Source organism: Scytonema hankhaensis NUACC26 (assembly GCF_045865695.1).
Taxonomy (GTDB): domain Bacteria; phylum Cyanobacteriota; class Cyanobacteriia; order Cyanobacteriales; family Nostocaceae; genus Scytonema.
This window is the reverse complement of the sequence record NZ_BAACAP010000091.1, coordinates 1-16857: the sequence shown is the minus strand read 5'-3', so window position 1 is coordinate 16857 and position 16857 is coordinate 1. Positions and strand designations below refer to the sequence as shown.

The window sequence follows — 16857 nt, the reverse complement described above, 5'->3', positions numbered from 1 at the left end:
AGCCGACTCGCTCCAATCAAACTCAGATTTTAACCAAGTCTCAAAATGCCCATGACCCAATTGTTCTTTAACCTCGAGCAACTTCTGCCCGATGTTGATAATATCCTGGGCTGTTCGCCTCATCAAACTCTTGATTTCTTTGGTATGTTGCTGAACCACTATTTGGGTTTTATTATCGAGAATCGAGTAGTCAAAGTTTTGTTCTTCTTTGGTAGATAGTTGCTTTGTTGAACCTAGTAGTGATTTACTGGAAACCATGAGCAATTAGCCTCCTCTGAAATGCCACTCCAGCAATAGTCTTAATCTTGGAAGGAATTGAAGCAAAGATAGGTTGTTGCTTTTTCAAAAGATACCTGTGTATTTCAGGCGATCTTTTATTTTTCTCTATTTAGAGAAATTTTCTCAAAAATACTCTTAAAATTGCCACAATCGTAAGTCTGAGCAGTAAAAAACTGCCAGCGCTCTGACCAGTTATTTTGTCAATGTTAACACATACAACCAGGAATTTTTGTTATTAGCTATACATATACCAGTTTTTTTGGTATATAGAAAATTATCAGCTAAAAGTGCCGAAGCATAGTGATAAAATGAATTATGTAATGAAATGTTAAAATTTTTTCTTAAATCATTAAGTATATATGCAATTTCCACTTATCTGTTATCTTAACAAAAGCGAGTTTTCTCTAAAGTGAAGTGCTGAAACTACATTTTTACTACACATTTATAGTGTGTTACTCTTATTCAGTAAGAGGATTGAGGTTGTTATCCGTTAGCTAAATCAGTTGTTGTATTAATATCAAGAAATATTGTAAATATTTCTTGATAAACTTGCCCTAAATTTCACTGAACATGAGAATATATCTTTAAAGCAGTAGCAGCCATTTGCAAAAAAGTTGATTAAGGCAAGAGTAGATTCTGTTTCAACCAAATCCTTCGCTAGTAAGCAGATGAATAAAACATTCTGGCATCAACATTTTATGTTGATTAGAACTGATTGTTTTCCAGATCCTCTAAGTGAGCGCTCTCAGAACTTAAGTTAAGCAGGAGAATAATGAAAATGGCAACAATGGGAAAGTACTGTAAAGCTTATCCACTCAAAAAGCTCCGTCAATTCCGTCAATGGAGCGAGCGACTTGAAAACGTCAGAAAAGACTTGCAAGAGGTCAATGGTCAGGAGGTAGAAGTGGCACGTTTGTTAACAGACAATGACTTTCTGTATTTACAAGAAAATTATGTGGCTACCGATGGAATCTTCATAGACAAAAACATTATTTTCGACAATGTCACTGCTGAATGGAAGGAATTTTGTCACCAGACACTGGGGTTTGAAATTCCCGTTTATGAACCTGTAACTGTAACGTGAACACCAAGAGACTAGCAACAATAAGGAAAGATACTCATGAACGAACTAGTGCAACGCTTATCGCAAGGCGAGCATTCTGTCGAGGTCAGCTTACGACCATTAAAAACGGCTACCGCCTTGAAAGAGAGTATTGACCGTGGGTATGTTCATATCAAGTTCACCCAGACCAAGGGAGGAACTGATTTAGGAGTCCGGTTAGATACAGAAGCTTCCAATTGGAGCGAAGCTGACTTCACTCAGTCAACAGGGAAGTTTCATCTGGTGGGAAATCTGACCTTGAATTACGTAAAAGTTCGATGTATTGCAGATATTAGCTTAGAAACACTGGAGGGAAAAGGACATCTCGAACCAATAGAGGGGTAAAGTAGATATGCAAGTTGATGTCCCTTTGACGTAGAAACAGAAACTCATTATAAAGACAAAGGAGAAATTGGTCATGAGTTGGGATGACAAAGAGGACACCCGAATCTATAAAGTAGTCGTGAATCATGAAGAACAATATTCCATTTGGCTAGCGGACAAAGAAAACCCACTAGGGTGGAAAGATGTTGGGAAAAGTGGTCTAAAAGCGGAGTGTTTAGAATATATCAAGGAAGTGTGGACTGACATGAGACCACTCAGTTTACGCAAGAAAATGGAGGAAATAGCTCGTCAAGCTCAAAGCAGTTAAAAGCAACTTATTGTGAAACGATTATGCCAACGATATGTTTTTAAGAAGCTCTCCGTTGGCAAGTCGTGCTGATTTTTCTAAATTTTTCTCTAATTCCGTAGAGCACGATTTCGTAGAGGTAGTTGACAAAATAAATATAATATGTGTGGTGCATAGGCAAAGCATTCGGACTGAAAACATGGATGCGCTCGCATCCATATTTTGCCTTAGAAATCTAGAGCGAAAGCTTCGCATTCAACAAGAGTCCAAAACTGAAACAGTTGTATAGGAGTTTGAACATGACCAGCAAGCCATTATACCTTCGGCAAAATGTTTTAGTAGAGCCTCTGATTAATCAATGGTATGCATGGACATACTTAATCTCACCAGCCACAGCCGCACTGTACATCACTAATTTACATCTAAAAATCATACGCTCTTTCATAGCGAATCCACAAATTCATATTTCTGCTCTGAAAAATCCAGCGATGATTGGAGGTCCATTTATTGCCCATGATTCAAGTAGAGTTGGCGAGATTAAGGATCTGTTGGAGAAAACAGAAAAAGAACAAGCCCATATGTTGGAATTTGCAGAAGCAGTAAAAAATCTCAACAAACTCTTAACAACTGAAGCAGATGGTTACTCCCTTGAGTCTTTATATCAGAAGATTTCTGAAACCTTAAAAGGCTATGTTGAATTAGTTTATGACCTGAATAATTACCCTTCAGTTCGATTCATTGAAGGACTCTTATATAAGAGTTATTATTATAATCCTTACCTGCAAAGCGTTTCATTATCTCTTGTTCATCAGGACGATCGCATCTTTGCTTTGAGCACTCCTAGACTCAAGGAAGATAAGTGTTTATTTTTAAATAAAGCCTTTAGACATGAAGGGCTAGATGAGTTATTTAAAATGAGAGAGACACCTCAATCTCTTGGTTATATCAAAGAAGCTCTTGGTGTAGAAGACAAGCAGGAAGGGCTATTTTCATCATTTTTTACAGAGGAAAAACCGCAAATATATTCTAAACATTCTGAGAATGTGATAAGAATTCGTTATTTCGGTCATGCTTGTATTCTTATTGAATCGAAAGATATCAGCATTTTGTGCGATCCATTAATCAGCTACAAATATGATGACTACAGAATTAATCGTTACACCATTGCTGACTTACCCAAGAGTATTGACTATGTCTTGATTACTCATAATCATCAAGATCACTGTAATTTGGAGTCTTTATTATCATTACGATATAAAATTAAAAATGTGATTGTCCCAAGAAACGGTGGTGGGATGTTAGAGGATCCATCTTTAAAACTTGTACTACAAAATATTGGTTTTAACAGTGTGAGAGAAGTTGATGAAATGGAAGAGATTAAGATTGAAGGGGGAACAATTACTGGTTTGCCTTTCTTTGGAGAGCATGGCGATCTCAATATTCGGAGTAAAATTGCGTATTTGTTAAAACTGGAAGGAAAATCGATACTATGTGCGGCTGATTCCAATAATCTTGAATCAAAAGTTTATACTTACATTCATAACTTATATGGCGATTTAGACGTTTTGTTCCTTGGAATGGAGTGTGATGGGGCACCTTTTAGTTGGCTATACGGTCCCTTATTAACTAAATCATTATCTCGCAAGATGGATCAATCAAGAAGACTAAATGGCTCAAATTATGAGAGAGCTATTAATATAGCTAAACAATTACATTCTAAAAAAGTTTATGTGTATGCAATGGGTCAGGAGCCTTGGACAACTCATCTGACTTCTATCAAATATACAGAAGAATCTCATCCCATCCTTGAGTCTAACAAACTTATAGAAGTTTGTAGAAGTCAGGGAATTACTGCTGAAAGACTATTTGGGCATAAGGAGATTTTTTTAGAACTCAACTAATTTTTAAATCAACTCTATATCCTTAAGCTAGCTTGAATTAGTAATGTCAGAACAACCAACCCATACATTTAGTATGCGGACTTTCATTATTGTCTGGCTTGGTCAGGCTGTTTCTATCATTGGCAGTAACATTACTGCATTCGCTTTCACTATCTGGGTGTGGGAACTTACTGGTCACGCTACAGCTTTAGCTTTATTCAGTTTTTTTAGACAACTACCACAAGTATTGATTGCTCCCATAGCAGGGGTGATTGTAGATCGCTATCAGCGTAAATATTTGATGATAGTTGGTGACATGGTGAGTGGGCTATTGACGATTACTGTCTTAATGCTTTATCTAGCTCATAATCTGCAATTATGGCATTTGTATGTCGCTGTAGCTCTTAAGGGCACTTTTGGGCAATTCCAACAACTAGCCTACTCGGCATCAACATCTACAATGGTGTCTAAGCAGCATTACGCTCGTGCTAGCAGCATAAGTTACCTAACAAGCTCTAGCTCCAGTATCATAGCACCAGCACTAGCAGGTGTTCTTTATGTAGTTATTGGTATTATTGGGATCTTAATTATCGATATCATTACTTTTGTGATTGCTGTACTTATAGTGCTGCGATCGCATATCCCGCAACCTACTATCACGGAAGTAGAGGTACAAAGTCGCACTAACCTGAAGCAGGAACTCGACTTTGGCCGACGCTACATTATTGCGTGTCCATGCCTGTTTTCCATGCTAGTGTTGGCGTCGTTGTTCCAATTTGCCCTTGACTTTGGCAATTCACTTTATTCACCGATGATTTTGGCACGCACTGGCAATGATGTTAAAGTATTAGGTGCTGTAGCCTCAGCAGCTGGGTTGGGTGGTGTTATTGGAGCGTTATTTGTCAGTATTTGGGGTGGTCAAGGACGCCAGATACATGGCTGGTTACTTGGTATGGCAAGTGTTGGCTTTTGCAAAACAGTTTTTGGTCTCGGAGTCACCTTATTGATTTGGATTCCATCTCAATTTTGTTGCTCTCTCAGTTTTTCATTGCTTGGTAGTTCCAATAACGCTATTTGGCTAGCGAAGGTTAAACCTGAGGTGCAGGGACGTGTTTTTGCTACGTACTCTATGGTTGTGCTGGTTACTTCAGCAGTAGCTACTTTAATTGCTGGACCACTAGCTGACTACATCTTTGAACCAGCGATGATGCCAGATGGCAATCTCACACCCATTTTGGGTGATATATTGGGCACTGGAGGTGGTGCGGGCATGGCACTACTGTATGTCATCTCTTCGCTCGGCTTGCTACTGGTTGGCTTGAGTGGATATGCCTTCCGTACACTGCGAGATGTGGAAATTCTGCTGCCAGACCACAATGCTAGTACTGAGTAACGAGTTGCTGGGTGCAAAAAGAGCTTTGAAACGATTAAATAAGGATTGACAATGATTTTGGACTTTGGACAAAAATGATTAACTTACAGCTATTTTCAAGTAAATAGACTACAGATGTAAGGGCGCAATGCCTTGCGCCCTTACAAAGAGTGTGGTTCATTTAGGTGAAAACTGCTGTAAGTTCAATCAAGGAAAGCGCGAGCGTATTTAGGCATTTGTAAATTTCTATAATAGTATCAACGATGATTGGGGATGGTAATGTCACGATTAACGATTTATGTAGAGTGAAAATGACGACCCAAAGGCACGCATAAAGGTGTCCCGACTACCGGATCTGGCACAATGCGACATGCTAGCCCAAAAACCTTTTGCACCATTTCTTCTGTCATCACCTCTTCTGGGGTGCCTCGAGCAAACACTTGTCCATCAAGCAAAGCTACTAAATGGTGAGCATAGCGACATGCTTGATTCAAGTCATGCAACACCATAACAATTGTACGCTTCTCACGCCGATTCAAATCCCACAACAGTTCTAGAACCTCTACCTGATGAGCTAAATCGAGAAAGGTTGTTGGTTCATCTAAAAGTAGAATAGAAGTATCTTGTGCCAGAGTCATAGCAATCCAAGCCCGTTGTCGCTGTCCGCCTGAAAGAGTGTCCATAGGGCGCTCGGCTAACCCCACAAGGTCTGCGATCTTCAAAGCCTTTTGCACTTGACGCTCGTCTTCAGGAGTCCAAGATCGCCACCAGTCCTGATATGGATAACGACCTTGAGCAACCAAGTCTCGCACCGTCATCCCTTCTGGAGCGACAGGTCCTTGAGGCAAAATTCCCAACTCCTGCGCCACTGCTTTTGTAGGAAGTCGGAAGATATCAGTATTATTGAGGTAAACAGTACCAGCTTGTGGTTTGAGCAACCTTGCTAAACCCTTGAGTAAAGTGGACTTACCACAGCCATTAGGACCAACTAAGGCAGTAATTTTGCCACCAGGAATGACCAAATCGAGATGCTTCAGGACTGGTTTGCCATCGTAGGCAAAACTCAGTCTTTGGGTTTCTAAACAATTCGTGGAGTGGAATGGCATATTTGTCAAGTTTTCCGTCTTCGGCTCTGATACAACAGGTAGAGAAAGTAAGGCGCTCCCAAAGCAGCAGTCAGTATACCGCAGGGTAACTCTGTAGGCGTAAACAGAGTCCGACCTAGTAAATCCGCTCCAGCTACTAGCAATCCTCCCATCAGAGCAGCAACTGGCATTAAACTTTCATGCATCGGTCCTACTAACTGTCTAGCCAAATGCGGAGCCATTAACCCCACAAAACCAATAGTACCAGCTGTGGCAACACAAGCTCCAGCAAGAGCTACACTGACTAGCAGCAGTCCAGCACGTCGTAACGCAACAGAGCTACCTAGTCCAAGGGCGATCGCATCACCTAATTGCAGAGTGTTGAGTTCTCGCGCCTGCCAAAGCGCTAGGGGTACAAAAACCACCAGCCAAGGCAACAAAGACCAAACCTGCTCCCAACTTTTGCCAGAGACACTGCCAGCCAACCATACAAGCGCTCGACTGACATTGTTAATCTTACCAAAAGTCAACATGAAACTCGTGAAAGCTCCTGCTATTGCGGCCAAAGCGACTCCCACCAAAACCAAGCGCAGGGGTGACTTCTCACCCGTACCCGCTAACAAGTAGATAAGTAAAGCAACAACAACAGCGCCACCAAAAGCAGCTAGAGGCAAGGCAAAGGACGGTGCAGCAGGAAAAAGTACAATCAGGGTAACTGCAGCTAGAGCAGCACCTGCATTGACACCAATGATACCAGGGTCAGCTAGAGGATTGCGCGTCAGTCCTTGCAAAATCACACCTGCTAGTCCCAAGCCCAACCCTACCAACCAAGATATTAAGACCCGAGGCAGGCGGAGGGTAACGACCACAAAAGGCGACTCAGGATCGACTGTCTTGAGACCTAAAACTGCTCTGACAATATCTAAGGGAGGAACGGGATAATCTCCCACACTCAAGCTTATCCCCAAAACGGCAAGGGTTAACAGTACCAAAATCAGTAGTACCCTTGTCACTTGATGATTACTGAGTATTGATAGAGAGGCGAACCGCAATGCTCCCTGCACCAATTGATGACTTCTCATGAATTCAAATAATTTTGTTATTTATTTCTGGTGTGTCTTTGCTTCCTATCATCCCCGCTTCACCTGATAACGCACTAAGTATAGTAGAAACGGAGCTCCCAAAAGCGCTGTTATTATCCCTACTGGCAGTTCCTGGGGTCTAAGTATCCAACGCGCACCATTATCTGCCCAGACTAGCATTGCTGCTCCGAATACAGCAGCACCAGGTAAAATCCAGCGATAATCGACACCCATAATTCCCCTAGTTAAATGGGGAACAACTAAACCGACAAAGCCAATTGGTCCCGCGATCGCCACCGCACTACCAGCTAAGACTACCACACAAGCCGTTGTTGCAGCTTTAATCCACAAAGTTCGCTGACCCAATCCCACAGCCACTGACTCTCCTAGAGCAAGGATATTGATTTGTCTGCCTAATGTAAAAGTCGTCAATAACCCCACGACGATCCAAGGTAGTACGGTGAGAAAGAGATGAAAATCGCGACCCGCTACTGAGCCAGCAAGCCAAAAGCGGACTTCTTCGAGGGTTCGCTCGCTCAAAATCAGCACGCCTGTCGTGATTGAGGATAGCAACGCAGTCAATGCCGCTCCAGCAACGGTTAGGTTAAGGGGAGTTGGTCCCCCCGATCCCAAGGAGCCGAGAAAGTAGACGGAGATCGCCGCTACCAACGCTCCCAAGAAAGCAACCACTGCAATCAGAGGTGATGAAGACGTACCCAACCCGAATACGACTATAACGACTGCTAAGGAAGCACCGGCGTTAATACCCAAAATACCAGGCGCGGCTAGAGGATTTTGGGTCAGCCCTTGCATCAATGCCCCGGCTACCGCTAAACTTGCACCCACCATCATAGCTAAAAGCGCTCTTGGTAACCGCATTGAGCGAATGATAATGTGTTCCGTAGAGTCATTAAAGCTAATAAAGCTGTTGAAAATGCTAGATATAGGGATATCTGCCGCACCGTAGGCTAAGCTAGCAAATAAACCCAATAGCAGCAGAAACACTCCTAACATCAAGCCGAAGATGCGAGTCTGGTACCAGTGGGGCGATTGTCTTTGCGGGTGTCTTTGAGCAGAACTGACCATTAGCACTCTTCCTGAAAATTTTTGAAAACCTTCAAAGCATGACCGAATAGTTCGCAATTCGTAATTGAAAATTCAGAAATTACAAATTAATTAAGGATTGCTTGCACCTCCTTGAGGTGTAGTTGATTGGGATTCAGATTGCTGTCGATAAAGACGCAATGTGTTGCGTAACTTGTTTTGACTGGAAGATGAAGCTTGTTGCTCCGGTCGTCGCCGACGACGCAAAGCTTGTCGCAACCTGTTCCCACTGCTGGATGTAGTTCGATCTCGCCGTCGCCCGGTGTTAACTTCTTGCTGTGATGATGAAGCAGTCGTTACACGTTGTCTTCTCTGACTTAAGATTTCTCGCAAACGCTGTCGCCGGGATGCAGCTACTTCTGTTGATGAATCGGTAACTGCACTCCTTCGACGCAGACGACGACTAGATGTCAATTCTCTAGAAGTTGACGACATTGCAAGCGCCCGACGTAACCTAATTCTTCTATTTTCAACTCCAGACTCTGAAGAAACATCTGTACTAGTAGATGCTATTAACCGCCTTCTGCGTCTAGAAGTTTCGCGATCGCTACTAGCAATAGCAGCCCGTTCTCTCTGTTCGCGTGCTCTCTCTTCTGCCTCTCTTTGCTTTTTACGTTCTTGAACTCGAGCGTAGCGTCGTGTCCCTTCTATCGCATACTCAGTAGCGATTGTTACCCCCTGTCGTCCACTGACTGAAGGTTTTAATTTCCACTCACGCGCTTGTCTCAGGTGTTCCTCATCCAATTCACGATCCCCACTGGAACGAGCTAAGCGCACACCAGTGACATTCCCTTTTTCATCTGTATCAACAGCCACTTCTACTCTCCCTTCGACTCCTCGCCGTCGAGCCTGCTCCGGATACTTTGCCCGACACTCGCGACAAGCGGCACGACCATTGAGAGCATCATCTCTTTCGGTTCTTAATATTGGTGTTATCGGCGCTACAGCTACTTTACGAGCGCGGCCCGAACCATTGCCAGAACCAGAGCCATTGCCAGAACCAGAGCTACTACCTGAACCAATTCCCGAGCCAGAACTACCATTGCCACGACCTGTACCAGTACCAAAACCTACACCACTACCAGTACCAGAACCTGCACCACTACCAGTACCAGAACCTGCACCACTGCCAGTACTAGTACCACGACCGATACCAGAGCTAATTCCTGAACCAACAGTAACAGTAGAACTATTGCTATCTCCACCTAGTTTACTTGACTCTCCTGCACTGTTGTCACCTATCTGACTGGCTCTAGAATTTCTTAACTCTCTCAATGTGAGCCTCAAATTCTCGCTACTTTGTTTTACACCTTGGGACTGCTGTGTGGGAGCAGTATTTGTACTAATGGAGGTAGGGTTGACGTTAGATGAAGGTTTGTTAACGATATCTGAGGTTGGAGCAACTTGCGATCGAGATTTTTCAACTGGTTTGGAAACAGAAGTTGTTTCCCCCAAAGCAGTTTTAGACCTTTGAGGTTGAATACGTGGTTTTTCTTTGACAGCATCAACAGGCTTTGGTTGCGAGACTTTTGCTGTCACTGTTGGCTGTTTTAGCACAGCAACCTTTTGTGATGCCACAAGAGTTTGTGTGCTTGGTTGTGTCTTTGTTGGAGATGAAATTGCAGAAGACTTAACAGAGTTCTCCGGGCTACCAGCAATTAATTCATCAGTAGAACCGCTTCCCGAACTCATCAGGACTCTAGAAATCTGAGAAGAACCAGTTCCTGCTGGTAGTTTTGTTTCTTCTGGCTCTTGCGGGGGTTCTGTTTTTTCTGGTGTAGGCGAATCGATAATTGTGACTTCAATTGGTTCATTTTTAACTTGGGGTACTCGAATGAAAAATTTATTTATACCAAAAGCTAGCAACCCCATATGTAGCGTTAATGAGCCAATGAGAGTGTAAGTGAGAAAAGACTTAAGAGCCTTTTCCTCTTTTTCTCTATGTTCTACAGTTGACTCAGACAAGCTCATGATTGGGTAGTACCTAATTATTTAGCTATTTATTGTTTAGTTATTTCATCAAATGAACTTTGAATTATTCAATTGCCACTCAAAAACCAGAGAATTTAGGTAGACAACAAAAGTTCAAAGTATTCTTGTTCCAAGTCATACCAATTTGAACAAAGAATGCTACAGATAATTGGGTGAAATTAAGTTCTATAAGGCTTTTTCAATCCAAAATCTAAAATTCAAAATCTAAAATGGTATAACAAGTTGAAAAAGAGAGTTAGGGTCTAGAGATTAGCTATTTTCCAATATCTAGTACCCCAGTCTCCGCAAATTTTGAATGTGAGGAAGACTTTTACCTTTTGGCTGACAAGGAGTCGCAGGTCAAATGCGAACTACGAGCTAGAGCATCAGGTGTTGTCTGAAACATATATAAAATTAGCACCCCTAAAGACCTAAAAATTGTAACGCTTGCTGCTTTTACCAATTTAATTGGTAAATTAATGTATAGACACTCATCCGTGACAGGTTAATTTTGTCCGACAGGTGAAAGTTTATGGTTTAAAACGAAAATCCGGAGCAGAGAGCACATAAATGCGCCTAATGTTACTAATGTAACGTCCGCCTCTTGAGTCACCAGGCACTACTAGACGGGCAAATCCTTCAGATGTCAGCAATTGTTGACCCAAAGATGGATCGTCTTTTGTTGCATATGCAACTAGTACTTGTTTGTTTTCAAAGTTTGGTTGAATTTCACCCACTGCTATAACAACTTGATAACAGTCAGTCGCTTCAAGAACGATATACTGCCGTAATAAGTTATTTTTTACACTTGGGTCAGGATTGGGTTTTAGTCCTCCTACACTCTCAATCAGTTGCCATAAAGGCACTCCAACATAAGTATGAGTTTCCTGACCTTGTCCTGTGAGGAAATTAACAGTGACTTCACTTGATGGCAATGACTGAAGATCCGATAGGGTAAAGGTTTTTCGATTTACAACCTGACCACCCAGACGGAAATTATCTGAGGGACCACCAGAACACTCTGCTTGTTGTTCAGAGGTTGAGTAATTCTCTCTAGACGAGTCAGCGAAAGTAGGCTGTCCTAACCCCAATATTGATAGTGTTAAGGACACAAGGGCGATGCGGCGAGTCAAACGCATAAAATATGTTTCAGTTTTTAATTCAAGCAGGAGGCAGTTAACCAGCTGCTTATTTCTAATTAGAAACAAGTACAGAGGAAGTCGTTAGAGTTACTACCAACTCTTGACTACCAACTCTATAACTGTTACCAACTTTGTTTATACCACAATACGCAATTAGTCATGCAGCATAAACTTTACGATTTACTAAAAGTGCGTGCTTTATAACAGTGGTATGAGACGTGGATACAAATGCGATCGCTTGCCTCGATCTTCAAAATCTATGAATAGTACAAACTCTACGAGAGGATTGTAAACTTGTAGCAACCGCTTTAAGTGCAACCCATTTGGTTCATCAAGAAAATTTTCACAATCTTGTTCTGGGTGATACTGACTCTTCTCACACTCATGTCCGCCTGCAACAAATCGAACAAAACCACGCCCGTCTTTTGCGTAACCCTCAATAGCAATGTTTTTCAGTTCACGAGGCATGAGCAATTGATTAATCATGAGATATATCCTCACTGTACCACTGTACTTAACTGTATTTAGTACTCAATCGGACTAAGTATTTATAAAAATTTTCGGGTTTTGAGTTTTTGATACAAAAACTGTTACCTAAGGACCATAACAGTTGCGTACTAGTAATATCTGCAATCGTTTACTTTCCAAAATAAAGTATAAATACTTATAACGCTCGTCATAAATAATTATGTAAACTTCAGGAAAAATTATTTGTTTTTGATTACTGATAAATTTTGCATGAATTCAATAGCACTAATTGTTACACTTGTTACGATTACCAAAAATATTGGTAAAAAATTTTAACTGTAAATATTTTTCAGCCCGATCTTGCGATCCCCCAACCTCTCATAAAAAGGGGGGCTAGATAATAGCCCTCATGAATATCGTTGTGTCTAGTTTACCGCTACAAAACTAGAGTGAATGACTGAGATAATCATCAGGATTTTACTCTCAACCTAATGAAGTATGTATAAGTGGAGCTTTTAATATCAAGGTTAATCAATGTCTGAGTCATTAGAGGTAATGGTGTTCTCAAGTAATACCTAATTTATTAGCTTAGGCTTTGCAAAATATAAAGCAAGGGTCTATTGAAATCTCTTGAAGAAATTTCCCACCCTAATGCTAGGTTTTGCATTACACGTCAGTTTTCTCATCGCTGAATATTTATTTCTACATCAAATGCGGAGTGTTGCATCATGAAAATTAATCTGTTCGATAGTGCTTGTAATATTCTAAAGGGAACAATCAAACGAGTATCTCTTGATGGAGAGGAGTCAGAAGTGATACTGGAAATTGCACCAGGAGTGGAAATTACTTCTGTTGTACCCAGAAATATTGCTCAAAAACTACATATGGTAGAGGGAGAAGAAGCTTTCTTTACGATTGATGCTTCCGATGTCCTCATTGCTTTAGACTAATAAGCACTTGCTTACACGTAACTTTGCATTTCCTGGTTATATCTTGTCAAACTCTCTAGGTTTTTTTGTAGATTAAACGAACAGGGTTTCAACGCCAACGTACCTAAGTTGAGTTCATCTTGAAACCGTTTGATTTTGTCTCGACAGGTGGCGACATCTCCAACAACTGAGTTTTCTATCAAATAATCTTCATCAAAGTTGCTTTTTTGATTGCTTAGTGGTGAGAGATTTTGACTGTTGTTGCCACACTTGTGTGCTGTGGCACTCATCACCTTCATTCTCTGACTAAAAGTACGGATAAAAGGTTTTGCCTCACTCACAGCTTTATCGTAAGTGCTGGCAACAAAAAAGAATCGTGACAGCATTAATCGAGCCGAGCCACTAGAATTGATAGCATGGTATTTAACAATATTACTCTTGAGTCTATCCATCGTAAACGCTGCTCCTCCCATTAAACCAAAAGAATTTAGAGCCGCAAATTTAATTGCCTCATTATCACTACTAGCAACATACATTGGTATGTTTTCCTGTACGGGCTTTGGGTAAACAGTAATTTTCTCGCACTGATAATATTTTCCGTGAAATGATACGTCGTGTTGATACAAAAGCTTATGAATTAATGTTATTGCTTCTAGCATTTTGGCACGGGATTCATTCACAGCTGTGGCAAAGTGCTTGTTTTGTTCTGGAAATGGTCCACCTTTAGCAATTCCTACAGAGAGTCGCCCATTGCAGAGGTTATCTAGTGTGGCAATATCTTCGGCGATCGTAATTGGGTTATGAAATGCTAACAGCACTGCTGCTGAACCTAGTCGGATAGTTGAAGTCACGCCTGCTAAATGTGCCATTAACATTAAAGTAGACGAACTTACACTGAAGTCATTGAAATGGTGCTCTGTCACCCAGGCTTCTTCAAAACCCAAGTTCTCTGCGTGTTTGACGAGTGCTACTTGCTCGGAAATAGCACGACAAGCATCACCGTGATAATTTTCATAGTTACAGAAAAGCCCCGTTTTCATCATACGTTTCCTCTTTCCCGTGTGGTAATCCAGTGCAGTTCCAACCATAAGTGAGGATTGTCCTGTTTAAGCTTTGACATGGGATGGTGCAACAGGCAGGTAGCATTTATGCAAACAACCTCAAAGATTCCCACATATTTTGCAACGATTTTAAATACAGGCATTTGTGCTTTGACAGCAGCAATCATGTTGTTAGGGGAGTAAATCGCAATGTATGGTAAGAAATAACTACTCTCTTGTCCGCAGAAAGACTGAATAAGTTTGACATAACAGTGGTTGAGCAATTCCTTGACTTCAGGAAAAGAGCGATCGATAATTGTGATGAATTCCTCGATCGACTCTTTTTCATATCTATTGGTGTTCATAAATAAAAATTGTTAGTTGTTAGTTGTTAGTTGTTGGTTGTTAGTTGTTAATTGTTCTACTAACTACTATCCACTAACAACTAACTACTTACAGATTATTTTTGGGTACGGCATTGTACAGAAAGCAGAGTTTTCGCCTAACCCTAAAATTAATTGAGATTTACATAAGTGGTTGGTATCCTCTCAAAGAGGAAATACCAATTGCCCCATAACCATAAAAGCTGAAATCAGTGACTAAAACTGTATCAATTGTAGCTATTTACCAACAATATTGGTAAAGTTTAGTGACGTTATGTAAGGTTTAGGTCAATTTGTAGGGTGAACAGAGGAGTCGGGGTGTTGAGTTAGGTGTGGTAGGGGAAATATTATCAGGATGGGGTAGATATTACGTTATATCTACGCCTACGTGCAATGATAATTCGGTGTGCCTTTTTTTAGGGAGAAGAAAAATGAATCCAGAACAGGTGATTCTTGAACTTCGCGATCGCTTGGAAATAGTAGATGCTTTATACCGCTTTGGTGCGGGTATTGATTTTAACAGCGAAGAACTGCTTGTCTCATCACTGACACCGGATGCAGTTGTTGACTTTACCCAAGGTAACGAGTTGTGGGGGTTAGATTTTCCCGTGTTAACCGGGCGCGATCCGATTATCCAAGTCTTGAAAGCAAGCGTTTGTTTGCTCGTTACCACACACGTTGTAACAAACCTGCGTACAGAAATAAACGAGGATACGGCAAAGCTTTATGCCATTGTGGAAGCTCAGCACATTCCACCGAACGATCGCAGTCGTCACTGTCTCATGAAGAACCAATACGATGTGAGTTTGGTACGGGAGGGCGAGAAGTGGCTCATCAAACACTTAAATGTGAATGGTGTTTGGTTTACGGGTGAACCTAGTATTTTAATTGGGCAGTAACTCAGGTGCGATATCTAACACCGTACCCAAATAAAAACTTATGGTTCTTCTGCTACTGTGTATTGTAAAGATATTCTGAATGTTTATGATGTGAAACAAATGCGCTAGCCAATTGTTTATTTAACGTTTTGATTTATTTATTCTTTTTCGTAGTTGAGTCATTGTAAAATAAGCAAATAATATCCCCAAAGGTGCAATCGATGTGGATTCAGGAACGCGTTTACTCTCTACTGTCACATTAGTGTCAACAGCATCACCTGTGAAATAAACATAATTAAAAGCGTCTTTATCATTAAGAATACTTGCACGTAAAAACAAACCACTCCACCGGGCAATTGTTTCAATAGCTACATCTTGATTAAGTGTAGCATCTACAGGGTCAGGAATTGCACCAGCAGGGTTATTTGTATTTGTGATACTAAAATGATTGGCACCTTCGATATTAATTAGTGCAGCGGGTGGATTTTTAATTTTGTTATAAGTTAAACTAGCACGTATTGGCAGCGCTCTGCCATCACGATCTCCTTGCAGAAGCGCAACTGGTATTCCATCATTGTTAATAGTCGGATAAACATCATTTATATCGCGAAGATTACCACCAAAGAATGCTCCTGCTAAAATTTGTTTGGGTCGTGAGAAAGAACCCGGACATGTTGGTGTTTGTGTTACCAGGCATAAATCTCCAATTGCAGATAATCCTACGACGCTACCTAAAGAATGACCCAATAATCCTACTTTCTCTGTATCCAGCTTGCCTACAATAGGTGAACTAGCATTCTTATTTTCAACTACAATTTGTTGTAAAGCTGTATCAATTTGGCTAGTTTGGGGTAATAATGCTTCGTCGCCATATGTTGGATCTGTACGCTTGCTGTTTGGCACTACTACTACAAATTCATAGCTGGCAACTTGTTGAGCGTAATTAGAGTAATTTGATTTGTCAACTAGTCCACCTTGTAGTAATAGTGCTACTGGAAAGGAATAATTGCTGGTTTTTAAGTCTGTTGGATTAGGATAGTAAATATCAGCTAGATTATTATCTCCAGTAATAGTAGTAGTGTAGCTAGCAATGTTGTCAAATACAGGTGCCGCATTAAAGGAAGAAGCATCTGCTATTTCATTAACACCACTACCGAGTAACAACGTGCTCGTACAAACTACTGACAAAGCTTTGATACTCAACAAAATAGCTACTCCCTTTCTAAGTAAAAAGATGTATTTACTCTAATACTTTTATCTCTACCATAATGGATGTATAAGCAAATCAAATATTGAACAATGGAAACCAACTTAGCTTATAACGATCCCCGCATTACGAGTGATAATACTTTCAGAGTATGAAATTTTTTGGGTTGAATAACTACACTGCTGATAAATTTAAGCGCCAATTTACTTATAAACCTTTGCCACTCATTGCGTTTGCCGTGTTCACTTTCTCACTCAGACGCTCATGAGGAGAGCGTAACCTCATCGTCTCCACTTCCCAGATG

General features: G+C 41.0%; 17 protein-coding genes. 7 read left to right on the top strand and 10 right to left on the bottom strand.

From position 1 onward, the window contains the following. A partial coding sequence (locus ACKTT2_RS03550) for a DUF3102 domain-containing protein (RefSeq protein ID WP_407884041.1) occupies window positions 1–258 on the bottom strand: 258 nt, incomplete at its 3' end. Between the two features lie 799 nt (window positions 259–1057). On the opposite strand from ACKTT2_RS03550, the gene ACKTT2_RS03545 reads away from it, so the two are divergent. The 5 genes from ACKTT2_RS03545 (at window position 1058) to ACKTT2_RS03525 (ending at window position 5285) form a co-directional block, all read left to right on the top strand. Continuing rightward, entirely contained in the window at window positions 1058–1363 is a 306-nt protein-coding gene (locus tag ACKTT2_RS03545; RefSeq protein WP_407884039.1) for a hypothetical protein, read from the top strand. A 36-nt stretch (window positions 1364–1399) separates the two neighbouring features. Further along, window positions 1400–1726: an MbtH domain protein gene (locus ACKTT2_RS03540; RefSeq protein ID WP_407884037.1), complete on the top strand. Its 327-nt coding sequence runs from the start codon at window positions 1400–1402 to the stop codon at window positions 1724–1726. A gap of 73 nt (window positions 1727–1799) precedes the next feature. After that, window positions 1800–2033, top strand: coding sequence for an MbtH family protein (locus ACKTT2_RS03535; RefSeq protein ID WP_407884035.1), 234 nt, complete (start codon window positions 1800–1802; stop codon window positions 2031–2033). A 278-nt stretch (window positions 2034–2311) separates the two neighbouring features. Then, window positions 2312–3913: an MBL fold metallo-hydrolase gene (locus tag ACKTT2_RS03530; RefSeq protein WP_407884033.1), complete on the top strand. Its 1602-nt coding sequence runs from the start codon at window positions 2312–2314 to the stop codon at window positions 3911–3913. Between the two features lie 43 nt (window positions 3914–3956). Beyond that, a complete protein-coding gene (locus ACKTT2_RS03525) occupies window positions 3957–5285 on the top strand; it encodes an MFS transporter (RefSeq protein ID WP_407884031.1) in 1329 nt (442 codons plus the stop codon). Window positions 5286–5560: 275 nt separating this feature from the next. Here the strand turns inward: ACKTT2_RS03525 and ACKTT2_RS03520 are convergent, their stop codons facing one another. The 6 genes from ACKTT2_RS03520 to ACKTT2_RS03495 form a co-directional block, all read right to left on the bottom strand. Then, window positions 5561–6370: an ABC transporter ATP-binding protein gene (locus tag ACKTT2_RS03520; RefSeq protein ID WP_407884030.1), complete on the bottom strand. Its 810-nt coding sequence runs from the start codon at window positions 6368–6370 to the stop codon at window positions 5561–5563. 5 nt (window positions 6371–6375) lie between these two features. Next, window positions 6376–7431 carry a FecCD family ABC transporter permease gene (locus tag ACKTT2_RS03515; RefSeq protein ID WP_407884026.1) on the bottom strand — a complete coding sequence of 352 codons (1056 nt, stop codon included), beginning with the start codon at window positions 7429–7431 and terminating at the stop codon, window positions 6376–6378. A gap of 48 nt (window positions 7432–7479) precedes the next feature. Then, a complete protein-coding gene (locus ACKTT2_RS03510; RefSeq protein WP_407884024.1) occupies window positions 7480–8517 on the bottom strand; it encodes a FecCD family ABC transporter permease in 1038 nt (345 codons plus the stop codon). Between the two features lie 90 nt (window positions 8518–8607). Further along, the gene (locus ACKTT2_RS03505; protein WP_407884022.1) at window positions 8608–10506 is read right to left on the bottom strand and encodes an energy transducer TonB; all 1899 of its coding nucleotides are present in this window, start codon (window positions 10504–10506) and stop codon (window positions 8608–8610) included. Between the two features lie 530 nt (window positions 10507–11036). Beyond that, complete coding sequence (locus tag ACKTT2_RS03500) at window positions 11037–11645, bottom strand: molybdopterin-dependent oxidoreductase (protein WP_407884020.1); 609 nt, start codon at window positions 11643–11645, stop codon at window positions 11037–11039. Window positions 11646–11846: 201 nt separating this feature from the next. Then, a complete protein-coding gene (locus ACKTT2_RS03495; RefSeq protein ID WP_407884018.1) occupies window positions 11847–12134 on the bottom strand; it encodes a hypothetical protein in 288 nt (95 codons plus the stop codon). Between the two features lie 710 nt (window positions 12135–12844). Between ACKTT2_RS03495 and ACKTT2_RS03490 the strand changes: the two genes are divergently transcribed. After that, on the top strand, window positions 12845–13066 hold the full coding sequence (locus ACKTT2_RS03490; RefSeq protein WP_407884016.1) for a TOBE domain-containing protein: 222 nt from the start codon (window positions 12845–12847) through the stop codon (window positions 13064–13066). A gap of 11 nt (window positions 13067–13077) precedes the next feature. Here the strand turns inward: ACKTT2_RS03490 and ACKTT2_RS03485 are convergent, their stop codons facing one another. Both ACKTT2_RS03485 and ACKTT2_RS03480 read right to left on the bottom strand, forming a co-directional pair. After that, window positions 13078–14085 (bottom strand): LLM class flavin-dependent oxidoreductase, encoded by a 1008-nt coding sequence (locus tag ACKTT2_RS03485; protein ID WP_407884043.1) that lies wholly within the window; start codon window positions 14083–14085, stop codon window positions 13078–13080. After that, window positions 14085–14450: a hypothetical protein gene (locus ACKTT2_RS03480; RefSeq protein ID WP_407884014.1), complete on the bottom strand. Its 366-nt coding sequence runs from the start codon at window positions 14448–14450 to the stop codon at window positions 14085–14087. Before ACKTT2_RS03480 ends, ACKTT2_RS03485 begins: the two co-directional genes overlap by 1 nt. A gap of 449 nt (window positions 14451–14899) precedes the next feature. Between ACKTT2_RS03480 and ACKTT2_RS03475 the strand changes: the two genes are divergently transcribed. Further along, window positions 14900–15367, top strand: a complete 468-nt coding sequence (locus tag ACKTT2_RS03475; protein WP_407884011.1) for a nuclear transport factor 2 family protein — start codon at window positions 14900–14902, stop codon at window positions 15365–15367. Between the two features lie 120 nt (window positions 15368–15487). On the opposite strand, the gene ACKTT2_RS03470 is transcribed toward ACKTT2_RS03475, so the two are convergent. Continuing rightward, window positions 15488–16552: an alpha/beta hydrolase family protein gene (locus ACKTT2_RS03470; protein ID WP_407884009.1), complete on the bottom strand. Its 1065-nt coding sequence runs from the start codon at window positions 16550–16552 to the stop codon at window positions 15488–15490. Window positions 16553–16857: the final 305 nt, after the last annotated feature.